Origin of the sequence: Lysinibacillus contaminans (genome assembly GCF_001278945.1) — a bacterium.
GTDB lineage: Bacteria > Bacillota > Bacilli > Bacillales_A > Planococcaceae > Lysinibacillus > Lysinibacillus contaminans.
The window spans coordinates 423,002-435,773 of sequence record NZ_LGRV01000007.1; the positions used below are offsets into that span (position 1 = coordinate 423,002).

The following is a 12,772-nucleotide window of genomic DNA, read 5'->3' on the forward strand; positions in this document are numbered from 1 at the left end:
TTCTTGAAAGGAGCATGTACTTTTATGAGACTCCCACAAATCCAAATACGAACAACCGATGCGCAAATGGATTTACATATTAGCAAGCCACAGCAAATCATAAAGCAACCGAATGCAACACAAACAATCGAGCAGCCCGCAGCCATTCTAGAAATTAACACAAAACGTGGTGTGCTTCGTATCGACTCTTCACAAGCAAGAAGAGATTTAGGTTTAATAGGACCGCTCGAATCTATCGATAATTTTGCACAAGAAGGTAAACAAGAAGCATTACAAGGGATGGCCCGTAGAGCAAGAGAAGGACGTCAAATGATGGAGAGTGCAGGAAAAGATCAGGGGAGAGCGATAATCCAAGGCATTGCCCAGCAAAATCATGGTCCGAAGCGCATCCCTTTCAATATAAAATTCGTGCCATCCATCGGCTCAGTAAAAATTAATTATACACCGGGTGCAACTGACGTTAATATTACGAGACAAAATCCGGAAATTGACGCACAAGTGAACAAACCGATACATGACTACACACCAGGAAAAGTAACAGGTACAATGATTCAAAGACCAGATGTTCAAATTGATGTAATTGGATAAGGAGTGCAATGATTATATGAAAATCGCAACAAAATTTTTAGGAGAAGTAGAAATACTAAATGAGGATGTTTTAACATTTCCAGAAGGGATTCCAGGTTTTTCAGAGGTGACAAAGTTTGTATTATTACCACTTGATCAGGACTTACCGCTTGCGTTGTTACAAGCAACTGAAAATGCTGAACTTGGTTTTGTTGTCGCTTATCCATTTGTCTTCAAAGCTGATTATGTATTTGACCTTTCAATGGAAGATAATGAAGTGCTTGTTGCGGAACGAGAAGAAGACCTTGTTACATATGCGATCGTGACATTAAAAGAAAAGTTAAGTGACTCTACAATGAACCTACTTGCACCAGTTGTTATCAACATGAAGAAAAAAGTAGGTAAGCAACTAGTGTTAAGTGACATTAAGGCTTATCCGTTACGCTTTTCGCTAAGTGCCCTTGAAGGAAGTGTTAAATAATGCTCGTACTTTCAAGGAAAAAGAATGAATCTATAATGATAGGTGACCATATAGAAGTGAAAATTCTTTCTGTTGATGGCGATCAAGTTAAGTTAGGGATTGTGGCTCCGAAATCAGTAACTGTTCATCGTTCAGAGGTATTTGAGGCGATTCAAGCACAAAATAAGGAAGCGTTAAGTGTAGCACCAAGCTTCTTAGAACAATTTAAAAAAAAATAGTGTTCTTCAATTTGCCTATCGCCAAAGTAGGGTGATAGGTTTTTGTTTTTGTAGGAGTTAAATTCTTTTCTTTTAACGAAATATTATCATAAAGCATAGTGAGGAAATTTTTGAAAAATAAATAAAAAATTTCGATAAAAACTATTAAACATTTCAACAAAGGTACGATATAGATAGTGTAAGGCAATGGAAGTACATAATACGACCAAGGCCAACAGCATTCCACAAGGATGTGGAATGACAAAAAACATTCAAGGAGGAATTCCAAATGAGAATTCAACATAACATTTCAGCTTTAAACACACACCGTAACCTTGGCTTTAACAACGCAGAATCTGCAAAAAACCTTGAGAAATTATCTTCAGGTTACAAAGTAAACCGTGCTGGCGATGACGCTGCCGGTTTAGCAATCTCTGAAAAAATGCGTGGACAAATCCGTGGTCTTGATATGGCTACGAAAAACGCGCAAGATTCAATTTCTTTAATCCAAACTGCTGAGGGTGCACTTAACGAAACACACTCTATCTTACAACGTATGCGTGAATTATCAGTACAATCTGCGAACGATACAAACGTATCTTCTGACCGTGGACACATTCAAAAAGAAATTGATCAATTAGCAAAAGAAATTACACGTATTGCAACGGATACTGAGTTCAACACGAAGAAATTATTAAGCGGTGGCTTCTCAGCTCAAAAGTTCCATATCGGTGCTAACTCGGGTCAAAATACATCATTAACAGTTGGAGACATGCGTGCAGCTGCACTTGGCGTAGATGCTACATCTATTTCTACACAAGTTCAAGCAAATGCGGCAATTTCAACATTCAACAAAGCTCTTGAAACAGTTTCAACAGAACGTGCTAAATTAGGTGCAGTTCAAAACCGTTTAGAGCACACAATTAATAACTTAGGTGCCACTTCTGAAAACTTAACAGCTGCTGAATCACGTATCCGTGATACAGATATGGCGAAAGAGATGATGGCCTTCACGAAGAACAACATCTTAACGCAAGCTGCACAATCTATGTTAGCTCAAGCTAACCAACAGCCACAAGGTGTATTACAATTATTAGGTTAATTAATTAATTAATTACAAAACTAGCCTCTGAATAAATCATTCAGAGGCTAGTTTTTTGTTTGAATTAATATAAGCTCTCTGAGGATTTAACTAAAAATCTAAATTTTTTGAGCAAAGAGACGATAATAGAACAGAGGTGAAATACTTTTATGACAAACTTAGACATACAATATGAAATTAAAGATAATAGTTTAAAATCAGTTAAGGTAAATGGATTTTTATTACATAGTAAATACAATCCTAAAAAAGAAGCAATAAATTTTATAAAGAGACATATAAAGCAGGATGTTTTTAATATAATATTTGGATACGGTTTAGGTTATATAGAAGGGGCGTTAAAGGAGTTAAATTTTGATTATGAAAAAGTATTGTTTTTTGATCCAATAGAACAATTTAGTGAACATTCACTGAAAGGCTATGATGTAATTTTTACTTCTGATTTAAGAGTCATGAATGATTGTATTCAGAAAAAAGTAAGTTTTTATAGCAAAGAAATTAATATTATCTGTGCACCTAATTATGATAAATTATTTCCAAATCTCTATGCTGGGTTATTAAAAGAAATAAAAGATGTTCAAAATTTAAATATCATTTATTATAACACCACACATAAATTGAGTTTACAGTGGCAAGAAAATAGTGTTAGAAATATGTTCTATATATATGAGGGGAATTCGTTAGGGAAGTTGACAAAATATTATCATTCCCCTGTAGTTGTCGCTTCAGGTGGTCCCTCATTAACGAAACAACTGCCATTGTTACGAAATATAAGAGATAATGTTATATTAATAGCGGCGGGTTCTACGATAGGTACATTATTAGCGTCAAATATTGAGCCTGATTATGTTGTATCAATTGATGGTTCTTTAATTAACTATACAGCTCATTTTAAAAATTTGAATTTAAAGAAGACTTCTTTAATTTTTTCTGCTACTAGTCATTTTAAAATTCAAAAAGATTTTAAAAATCATAAATTTGCTTTTATAGAACCAAGAGAAGAAAAATACCAGCAGCATATAAAGAGACTTTTAAATATTGATTTGCCCTCAATTGAAGGTGGCGGATCTGTTGCGAATTTTGCATTAAGTATTGCAAGGTATATTTCGAGTGGACCAATTGCGGTAATTGGTCAAGATTTATCCTTCACAGATAATAAAACTCATGCGGATCATAATAAATTGGCTAAAACAATTGATGATACTTATTTAAAAGAAAATAATACATTTAAAGTGGAAGGTTATTTCGGTGACAAAGTAGTTACGGATTATCCTTTTTACTCCATGAAAACGAGCTTTGAAAATATTATGCTTTCGATAGAAGATAAAGATACTATATTTAACTGCACTGAAGGCGGTGTGAAAATTATAGGGATGCAACAACTTCCCTTTTCTAAATTTATTTATGATTTTGTTGAAAAACATAACGAAGTTGAAATTGTTTTCCCTAGTAAAAATGAAATAGAGTATTCAAAATATATCGCTTTATTAGAAGAAGATTTAAAAATTTATACTCAAATAGGATTTGAATATAAAAGAGCGAATAAAATACTTGAAAAAAATCGACCTAATAATCATTTTACAGATAAAACACTAAAAACATTGGATAGTGTAGATGAAAATGTAGAGCTATTATTAAGAAAAGTGACAATGGAAAGAATTATAGATCCAATTACATTAGATATCATGACCAAATATAAGGCAGAAGGCGAAGAAACACATTTAGAAAAATATAAAAGAGTATTCCAACAAAATGCCGATTTATATGCTAAATTATTAGAGGCTACTCATACGAGCATGAATTTTGTAAGGGAGTCTATTGAAGAAGTAAAACAACTGGAGGTTAATAAATGAAAAGTTCAAATGAAGTATTAGAATTAAAAGAGAGTTTTAATGATTATTTGCATAATTTATCGGGTGGGGTATTGTATATAGCAAATTGTTTTAAGGAGGATAAATTAAGTGAAGCTTTAAACAGTATATATGATTTTTCAGAAGGTATGACATGGTTAAATGATGCAATGCGTCTTTTAAATGAACATGGTGATAATATTTTCATTGATTTTGCTCGAATTAAAGAGTATTTGATAGAAATAAATGAAGGATTAGAAAAGCAGGATTATTTATTAGTGGCGGATATCTTTGAATATGAAATTGCACCGTTCTTTACGGAATTAAATTAATTATGCTGCAATTAAAGTGGGAAAGCTATAAAGCTAAAAATGGTGAACTTGCATTAATGCTCAACGGCTATCAACTTTATAGTAAATATAAACCAAAAGAAAGCGCATTTAACTGGATTCAATCTGAATTTGATGAAAATGCAGAAGAGTATATTTTAATAGGCTTAGGTTTAGGCTATCACTTAGAATATTTGTTGAAGTATGCTGGTAACAAAAAAATTTATGTTTATTATTTTGATGAAATTGAGCTAAGGCTTTTTGAGGAAAAAGGAAATAGTGAATTAATTCAACTTGAAAATGTTAAGCTAATAAAAAAAGTTACAGGTATTAGAATGGATGAAAATATTCAAATATTAATACCTAACGCATGGATTAAAGCGATAGGTGAAAATCATCCTTTAAACAATATTTTAGAGATTATAAAAATTAATCAGATGTCGTATAATCGTTCGAAAAAGCTAATGTATAGTAATTTTCAGTTAAATATTTTAAATGAAAGTGAAATTATCCAATACAGTAATTCTCGCAAGATTGGGTGTTTGATAGCGGCTGGGCCATCCTTAGATCTGACAATTTTATGGTTGAAAGAACACCAAGGTGTAGTGGATATTTTTGTTGTAGGAGCAGCACTTAAAACAGTTCTAACATACGGAATATTACCAACTGGTGTAGTAATTAGTGATGCTAGCGATTTAATTCAAAAGCAATTTGAAGGCTTAAATTATGAAGGACCACTTTATTATTTAAGTACAGCAAATAATGCAACAGTAAAATTTTTAAATGGGCCAAAGTATATTTTGTATCAAAGAGGCTTTATACCAGCTGAAAATGAAGCGATTAAGAGAAACTCACCATTACTTGATACTGGCGGATCGGTGGGAACTGTTACATTCAGTTTAATGGAGAAATTGGGCTATCGTAAAATTGTTTTATTTGGGCAAGATTTAGGTTTTCCAAATAACCAGACTCATTCAGAAATGTCTAGTTCTAATGTGAAAATGAATGCAAATAATATTAAACGAAAAATCAAAGCTAATGATGGAAGTATGATTAACACTAATTTAATGTTGTACTCATTTTGGAATTGGTATGAGGAAAAGTGTAAACAAGGCAACTTGAAAGTTTATAATACAGCTGTTCAGGGAGCTAAAGTTTCAAATGTCGAATTAATTAATGAAGATATATTCAATAGATTAATCAAAGAAAACATTGAAGAAAATGGAGATTTTATATGACTAAAGTTTTGATTACGGGTGCAGATGGCTTCATCGGCTCTCACTTAACAGAGCAGCTAGTACGTGAAGGACATGATGTTCGTGCCTTCTGTTATTATAACTCATTTAATTCATGGGGCTGGCTAGATAACTCACCTCAGGACATTAAATCACAGTTAGACGTATTTACAGGGGATATCCGTGATCCTTATGGTGTTAAAGAAGCAATGAAGGGCTGTACACATGTTCTTAACTTAGCAGCACTTATTGCCATTCCATATTCATATCATTCACCAGCGACTTATGTGGATACAAATATTAACGGTACACTAAACGTTGTGCAATCTGCACGTGAGCTGGGTGTAGAAAAGGTTGTACATACATCGACAAGTGAGGTTTATGGGACAGCGATATATGTGCCAATTGATGAAGAGCACCCATTACAAGGACAATCACCATACTCTGCTTCAAAAATTGGGGCAGATCAAATGGCATTATCGTTTTACCGTTCATTTGATACACCAGTGTCTATTATTCGTCCATTCAATACATATGGTCCACGTCAATCAGCGCGTGCGGTGATTCCGACGATAATAAGTCAGTTAGCTAGTGGCAAAGATACAATTAAATTAGGGGCAGTGAGTCCGACACGTGACTTTAACTATGTAAAAGATACTGTTCAAGGTTTTATTTCTGTTATGAATTCAGAAAAATCGATTGGTGAAGTGATTAATATTGGCTCTAATTATGAAGTGTCAATTGGTGAAACTGCTGAAATAATTGCCGACATTATGGGTGTCAATTTAACAATTGAAACAGATGAGCAACGTCTTCGTCCTGAAAAAAGCGAAGTCGAACGTCTTTGGGCTGAAAATAAAAAAGCAAAAGAACTATTAGGTTGGGAACCACAATATGGTGACAAGGAAGGTTTCCGTAATGGTCTAGAAGAAACAATTGAATGGTTTACAAATCCCAAAAATTTATCTCAATATAAGGCAGATGTATATAATATATGAATAAACAATGGAAGCAATTTGCAGATGGAGTAAAGGCGATATATAAAAAAGATTTTGTACCTCTACATGAACCAACGTTTGATGACAAGGAAGTTGAATATGTAACAGACTGTGTCAAAACAGGGTGGGTATCTTCTGTCGGTGCTTACGTAACAAAATTTGAGGAAGAACTAGCGAAATTTGTTGGGGTAAAACGCGCGGTTGCTGTTGTCAATGGGACAGCGGCATTGCATATTGCATTAAAGGTAGCGGGGGTTGAGGCAGATGACGAGGTGCTGATGCCTTCGCTTACTTTTATTGCTACGGCTAATGCGGTGAACTATTGCGGAGCAGTGCCTCATTTTATTGATGTACATAAGGAAACATTAGGTGTTGATCCGTTTAAATTAGATAGTTATTTACAGCAAATTTCAGAAATTCGTAATGGCGAACTATTTAACAAGCAAACAAACCGTCGAATTAAAGCATTTGTGCCGATGCATACATTTGGTCATGCTGTACATATGGATGAGCTGATAGCACTAGCAGAGAAATATCATTTAGAGTTTGTTGAGGATGCAGCAGAATCTTTGGGGACTTACTACAAAGGTAAGCATACAGGTAGCTTCGGTAAAGTAAACGCAATGAGTTTCAATGGCAATAAAATACTTACAACTGGTGGCGGTGGTGCAATCTTAACCAACGATGAGACGCTAGCAGATTATGCAAAGCATTTAACAACGACAGCAAAGGTTCCTCATAAGTGGGAATATGTGCATGATGAAATCGGTTATAATTACCGTATGCCGAATATTAATGCGGCACTTGGTTGTGCACAGTTGGAAAAGTTAGAACACTTTTTAGTTCAGAAGAAAGCACTCGTTCGAAAATATGAAGAGCTAGTTGTCAATTTAGAAGGAGCCGCATTGTTTAAGGGACCTGCACATAGCAATGGTAATTATTGGTTGCAAACTTTAATTTTAGATGAATCCTTAAATCGAGATGAAGTTTTAGGGTTTTTAAATGACCAAGGGGTAATGAGTCGTCCGATTTGGCAACCGATGCATGAGCTTGTGATGTTTGAAAAATGCCCAGCTATGGATTTGGGTGTTACAAATATCTTAAAAAAACGTATTGTTAATATTCCGAGTACGCCATTAGAAACCAATCTATAGACAAAATAGTCATATCTTGGATATGGCTATTTCATTTTATGAATTAAAAGGAGATGTTCATATGCATTGTCCTAAAAAAATATGTGTTGTTACAGGTACAAGAGCAGAATACGGTTTATTAAAAAGAATTATTAAAAAGATTGAATTTGACAACGATTTAGAATTGCAACTAGTAGTAACAGGTATGCATCTGTCACCTGAATTTGGTTACACTGTTAATGAAATAGTTGATGATGGATTTAAAACCGTTGAAAAAATAGAAATTTTACTTTCAAGTGATACTTCTATAGGGATGGCTAAGTCAGTTGCATTGGCAATCTTAGAATTTTCACCTGCATTTGAACGATTAAAACCAGATATCATTGTTATTTTGGGTGATAGATTTGAAATGTTAGCTGTTGCACAAACAGCTTTATTTTTAAAAATTCCTCTTGCCCATATTTCTGGTGGAGAAATAACAGAAGGTGCCATCGATGATTCAATAAGACATGCTATTACAAAGATGAGCCACCTTCATTTTCCTGCAAATGAAGAATATCGAAATAGAGTCATTCAGTTAGGAGAACAACCTAAATTTGTTTTTAATGTAGGAGACCCAGGGGTAGAAAATATAAGGAAAATGGATTTTTTAACAAGGGAAGAATTAGAACAATTCTTTGGAATGTCCTTAGAAAAAGTGTTTCTTATAACATACCATCCAACAACGTTAGAATCTGATGATGCTAGTAGACAAATTAAGGAAGTATTAACAGCATTAGATGAATTTGAAGACTATAATATAATTATTACAAAAGGAAATGCTGATACTGAAGGTAGAATTTTAAATAAGATAATTGATGAATATGCACATTTAAATTCTAATCGTGTGAAAGTATATACTTCACTAGGCAGCTTACGCTATTTAAGTACACTAAAGTATGCAAAAGTTGTTATTGGAAATTCATCAAGCGGTATAGTGGAAGCTCCGATATTAAAAATACCAACAGTAAATATTGGTAATCGTCAGTTAGGTCGTGCTAAAAGTAATACAATTATAGATTGTGGAAATGATTTTGAAAGCATCAAAAATGCTATTGAGCGTGCAATTCAACCAGAGTTTGTTGAAAGTTTCAAAGAATTGGGGCTACAGTATGATGGTGAATCTACATCAGAGGATATCATTCGTATTTTAAAAGATGTAAATTTAGAAAATATTATTCAAAAAAAATTTTATGATAAATAAGGTGAGTAATGTGAGTATTCGTGTTGGAGGAGATTTTGAATTATCAACTAAGCTATTAGTAGAGGAACCGATTTCTTCATTTGAAAGAATTGTATCGGAAATGTTTTCATTTAAGATAAGGAATTATATTTGGACTGATATAGGTCGATCTGCTATTTTATTAGCTCTCATAGATATTGAAAGAAAATCTGACAAGAAGATTGTTCATCTACCAACTTATATATGTGATGCAGTAAAACAACCATTTTATGAACGAGATTATGAAATTAAATATTATTCACTAGGAAAAACAATAAATAATCTGGCGCAAAAACCATTTGTGCAAGAAGGAGAGATTTTTTTATTTGCACACTATTTTGGTCATCAAAATTTTACGGTTGTTAATTGGTTAAATTCTTTACCAAATAGGAAATTTTTTGTGATAGAAGATTATGTACAATCATCTTTAAGTGAGTTTAAAAATGAGATTAGTGATTATCAAATATTTAGTTTTCGTAAGTTCACACCACAAATAGACGGTGCGTTATTAGTGAGTAATTTGCCAATTAAATTAAATTTAGAAAATCCTGATACTTTATTTCTAGAAAATCAGCTTAAAGGGAAAATAATTAGAAGCTGGACAGAAAAAAGTGAGTATTTTATAAATGAATTGAAAGACAGTGAGGCTTCTTTAAATAATGTAGTTATTCCAAAATCAATTTCATCTCTTTCAAAATATGTAATGGAGCGTCTAGATTTTGAATTAATTAAAAAGCAACGCATCGCAAATTGGAGGTATTTATATGAGAAATTAGAAGAGAAATTATTTTTTAATTATAAAATAGTACCCCTATTTAATCAGCTTGCTGAAGATGAAGTTCCATTAGGTTTTGCAGTTCAAATTGAGCAGGAAAGAGATAATTTAAGGTTTTTCTTAATTGAAAAAAATATTTTTTGTCCCATTCATTGGAAATTAAGTTTTACATTAGATAAAGAAGATGAGCAACTGAGTAACAGTGTATTAACTATTCCTATAGATCAACGATTAGGAATGAAGGAAATAGATTATATAGTTGAATGTTTAGGGCTATATTACGGAGGTTAAGTTATGGACACATATATTATTGCAGAAGCAGGAGTAAATCATAATGGTGATATAAGTACTGCAAAAAAATTAATTGATATCGCGAAAAATACCGGAGCTAATGCAGTGAAATTTCAGACGTACATTAGTGAAGAAGTTATAAGTACATATGCACCAAAAGCTGAATATCAAATTTCTAATACAGGGAATGATGAAAGTCAGTTAGAAATGGTAAAAAAATTGGAATTAACATTTGAAGACTTTAAAGAATTGAAAATGTACTGTGAAGTGAAGAATATTGAGTTTTTGTCAACACCGTTTGACTTACCGAGTGTAGATTTTTTATTAAAGGAATTACAGCTAAAAACAATAAAAATACCATCGGGTGAAATTACAAATGCACCTTATCTTTTGAAAATCGCTCAGTACAAACCCAAAATTATTTTATCAACAGGAATGTCAACATTAGCAGATATTCAGGAGGCTCTGAGTGTAATAGCATTCGGCTTGTTAGGTTTAGACAAACCCTCTATAGAAAACTTTAAAATTGCTTTTAATAGCATAGAGGGGCAAAGAATGTTAAAGAAATATGTAACATTATTGCACTGTACTACTGAATATCCAGCTCCAATAGAAGACGTGAATTTAAGAGCAATGGAAACAATGGTAAATGCATTTCATCTACCTGTAGGCTATTCAGATCATACTGAGGGTAATACTGTATCTATAGCGGCAGTTGCGAAGGGTGCAACCATTATAGAAAAACATATTACCTATGATAAAACAGCAAATGGACCAGATCACAAAGCTTCTTCAGAACCAGAAGAATTTTCACAATTAGTGTGTGCAATTCGATTAGTAGAAAAAGCCATGGGACATGGAATAAAGATACCTTCACCATCTGAGGTCAAAAATATCCCAATTGCTAGAAAAAGCATTGTTGCTAAAATATTGATCGAAAAAGGAGCTTCACTAACGGAGGAAAATATCACCATTAAAAGACCAGGTTCGGGAATTTCACCAATGCATTATTGGGAAGTCCAAAAATTTAAAGCAGGTAAGAATTTTGATAAAGATGAGGAGATACATTTGCAATGATTGTAGATTTCGAACAAGCATTAGCATTCTTTAATAAAATAGATAATCACAAGAAGTCATTTTATTATCATCCGCTATTTGTAGAGGCCAGTAGTCAGGAATCAAATGATTTGGAACCTATTTATTTTGTAAAAGAAGAGCAGGGGCAAATTTTTTATCATGCAGCTTTAATTGGGGATATAGGTTTTGAGAATTATAAAGATTTGCAAACGCCCTATGGATATGGGGGGCCTTTGATTTTAGGAGATGAAGTATTTAAAGCAAGAGTAATAGATGAGTATAATTCTTTGTGCAATGAATATAGAATACTTGTTGAATTCGTTCGTTTCCATCCACTTATAAAAAATGAAAAATACTATTATGGAGATATATTAAATAATCGTAATACAGTATCTATAAATTTAAATATTGAGAACATATTCAAAAGCTTTAGTACAAGAGTAAAAACAGCCTTACGAGCAACAGAAAAAAACTCTATTCAAGTGATAGCATCTAAAGATGAATATTATATCGATAAATTTTATGAAATATATACTAGCTTAATGAATCAGAAACAAGCTTCAGAAGAATACTTTTTTAGTAAAAAATATATAAAAAGTTTATTAGAGCATAAGGATGTCTATTTATTTAATGCCCTTACAGAAAAGGGTGAAATATTGGGGGGGGCTATTTTTATGATATGTGACGAACTAGCTGATTATCATTTATCTGCAACAACAAGTGCGGGTAGAACATTAAATATAAGTCATTTGTTACTTTATAAATTTTCTGAATTTGCCAAGACACAAAATGTGCAGAAACTTTACTTAGGTGGAGGGACAAATAATGACCCAGCTAATTCCCTTCTTTTCTTTAAACAAGGCTTTTCAAAAGATATCCATCCATTTCTAATAGGCTATAAAATATTTAATACATTGAAATATGAAGAGTTTAATCGAATTTATTTGAATAATACCGATAATAGAAAAGATAGAATATTGTTTTATAGATAAAGGTTGGGTGAAAAGAAACATGTTATTAAGAAAAGCTATAGATGCTGATTATGATTTCTTTTTTTATATTAAAAGTGAGCCTGAAAATATGTATTGGACAGGTCATGAAAAAGAACCTAATTATGAACAGTTAAAAGTGTGGTTTTTTAAACAACTTGAAAGTAATGTGAGAGAAATATTAATTTTGGAAGTGGATAATAATGCTGTAGGATATGCGTATGTAGATTTTATTGATGCATATCAAAGTATAGAAACTGCAGTTGCGGTATCAAACAAATTTAGTGGACTAGGATATGGAAGCCAAATTGTTAGTAGAACAGTTCATTATTGCCAGGAAAATTATTTGGCTAAGCCAATTCAAGCGTGGATTTTAGATGATAATTTGGCTTCTATTAAAATTCATGAAAAGGCCGGTTATAGAGTTACTAATAAAACAAAAGATATTAACGAAATGAAGTTATTATTATATCAAGTCTGATATTAGTAG

Annotated in this window: 14 protein-coding genes; all 14 read left to right on the forward strand. The window is 32.6% G+C overall.

The window, feature by feature from the left end; all coding sequences use genetic code 11:
• The first annotated feature begins 24 nt into the window (after positions 1-24).
• Positions 25-588 carry a DUF6470 family protein gene (locus tag AEA09_RS18160; protein WP_053585363.1) on the forward strand — a complete coding sequence of 188 codons (564 nt, stop codon included), beginning with the start codon at positions 25-27 and terminating at the stop codon, positions 586-588.
• Positions 589-604: 16 nt separating this feature from the next.
• Positions 605-1,048, forward strand: coding sequence for a flagellar assembly protein FliW (fliW, locus tag AEA09_RS18165; protein ID WP_053585364.1), 444 nt, complete (start codon positions 605-607; stop codon positions 1,046-1,048).
• A complete protein-coding gene (gene csrA / locus AEA09_RS18170; RefSeq protein WP_053585365.1) occupies positions 1,048-1,266 on the forward strand; it encodes a carbon storage regulator CsrA in 219 nt (72 codons plus the stop codon). Before fliW ends, csrA begins: the two co-directional genes overlap by 1 nt.
• A gap of 268 nt (positions 1,267-1,534) precedes the next feature.
• Positions 1,535-2,347, forward strand: coding sequence for a flagellin N-terminal helical domain-containing protein (locus AEA09_RS18175; protein WP_053585366.1), 813 nt, complete (start codon positions 1,535-1,537; stop codon positions 2,345-2,347).
• Positions 2,348-2,496: 149 nt separating this feature from the next.
• A complete protein-coding gene (locus tag AEA09_RS18180) occupies positions 2,497-4,197 on the forward strand; it encodes a motility associated factor glycosyltransferase family protein (protein WP_053585367.1) in 1,701 nt (566 codons plus the stop codon).
• Positions 4,194-4,526 (forward strand): DUF8042 domain-containing protein, encoded by a 333-nt coding sequence (locus AEA09_RS18185; RefSeq protein WP_053585368.1) that lies wholly within the window; start codon positions 4,194-4,196, stop codon positions 4,524-4,526. Before AEA09_RS18180 ends, AEA09_RS18185 begins: the two co-directional genes overlap by 4 nt.
• 2 nt (positions 4,527-4,528) lie before the next feature.
• Positions 4,529-5,761 (forward strand): motility associated factor glycosyltransferase family protein, encoded by a 1,233-nt coding sequence (locus AEA09_RS18190; protein WP_053585369.1) that lies wholly within the window; start codon positions 4,529-4,531, stop codon positions 5,759-5,761.
• On the forward strand, positions 5,758-6,756 hold the full coding sequence (locus tag AEA09_RS18195) for an NAD-dependent 4,6-dehydratase LegB (protein WP_053585370.1): 999 nt from the start codon (positions 5,758-5,760) through the stop codon (positions 6,754-6,756). Before AEA09_RS18190 ends, AEA09_RS18195 begins: the two co-directional genes overlap by 4 nt.
• Entirely contained in the window at positions 6,753-7,910 is a 1,158-nt protein-coding gene (locus tag AEA09_RS18200; protein ID WP_053585371.1) for a LegC family aminotransferase, read from the forward strand. The genes AEA09_RS18195 and AEA09_RS18200 overlap by 4 nt, the downstream gene beginning before the upstream one ends.
• 61 nt (positions 7,911-7,971) lie before the next feature.
• A complete protein-coding gene (neuC, locus tag AEA09_RS18205; RefSeq protein WP_053585372.1) occupies positions 7,972-9,132 on the forward strand; it encodes a UDP-N-acetylglucosamine 2-epimerase in 1,161 nt (386 codons plus the stop codon).
• A 10-nt stretch (positions 9,133-9,142) separates the two neighbouring features.
• Positions 9,143-10,216 (forward strand): aspartate aminotransferase family protein, encoded by a 1,074-nt coding sequence (locus AEA09_RS18210; RefSeq protein WP_053585373.1) that lies wholly within the window; start codon positions 9,143-9,145, stop codon positions 10,214-10,216.
• Between the two features lie 3 nt (positions 10,217-10,219).
• Positions 10,220-11,293, forward strand: a complete 1,074-nt coding sequence (neuB, locus tag AEA09_RS18215; RefSeq protein WP_053585374.1) for an N-acetylneuraminate synthase — start codon at positions 10,220-10,222, stop codon at positions 11,291-11,293.
• Entirely contained in the window at positions 11,290-12,285 is a 996-nt protein-coding gene (locus tag AEA09_RS18220) for a GNAT family N-acetyltransferase (RefSeq protein ID WP_053585375.1), read from the forward strand. Before neuB ends, AEA09_RS18220 begins: the two co-directional genes overlap by 4 nt.
• A 19-nt stretch (positions 12,286-12,304) precedes the next feature.
• Entirely contained in the window at positions 12,305-12,763 is a 459-nt protein-coding gene (locus AEA09_RS18225) for a GNAT family N-acetyltransferase (protein ID WP_053585376.1), read from the forward strand.
• Positions 12,764-12,772 lie beyond the last annotated feature (9 nt).

Bases quoted from the DNA above. Each gene is read 5' to 3' on its own strand.
- AEA09_RS18160 (WP_053585363.1), top strand. From the start codon at position 25: ATGAGACTCCCACAAATCCAAATACGAACAACCGATGCGCAAATGGAT.
- fliW (WP_053585364.1), top strand. From the start codon at position 605: ATGAAAATCGCAACAAAATTTTTAGGAGAAGTAGAAATACTAAATGAG.
- csrA (WP_053585365.1), top strand. From the start codon at position 1,048: ATGCTCGTACTTTCAAGGAAAAAGAATGAATCTATAATGATAGGTGAC.
- AEA09_RS18175 (WP_053585366.1), top strand. From the start codon at position 1,535: ATGAGAATTCAACATAACATTTCAGCTTTAAACACACACCGTAACCTT.
- AEA09_RS18180 (WP_053585367.1), top strand. From the start codon at position 2,497: ATGACAAACTTAGACATACAATATGAAATTAAAGATAATAGTTTAAAA.
- AEA09_RS18185 (WP_053585368.1), top strand. From the start codon at position 4,194: ATGAAAAGTTCAAATGAAGTATTAGAATTAAAAGAGAGTTTTAATGAT.
- AEA09_RS18190 (WP_053585369.1), top strand. From the start codon at position 4,529: ATGCTGCAATTAAAGTGGGAAAGCTATAAAGCTAAAAATGGTGAACTT.
- AEA09_RS18195 (WP_053585370.1), top strand. From the start codon at position 5,758: ATGACTAAAGTTTTGATTACGGGTGCAGATGGCTTCATCGGCTCTCAC.
- AEA09_RS18200 (WP_053585371.1), top strand. From the start codon at position 6,753: ATGAATAAACAATGGAAGCAATTTGCAGATGGAGTAAAGGCGATATAT.
- neuC (WP_053585372.1), top strand. From the start codon at position 7,972: ATGCATTGTCCTAAAAAAATATGTGTTGTTACAGGTACAAGAGCAGAA.
- neuB (WP_053585374.1), top strand. From the start codon at position 10,220: ATGGACACATATATTATTGCAGAAGCAGGAGTAAATCATAATGGTGAT.
- AEA09_RS18220 (WP_053585375.1), top strand. From the start codon at position 11,290: ATGATTGTAGATTTCGAACAAGCATTAGCATTCTTTAATAAAATAGAT.
- AEA09_RS18225 (WP_053585376.1), top strand. From the start codon at position 12,305: ATGTTATTAAGAAAAGCTATAGATGCTGATTATGATTTCTTTTTTTAT.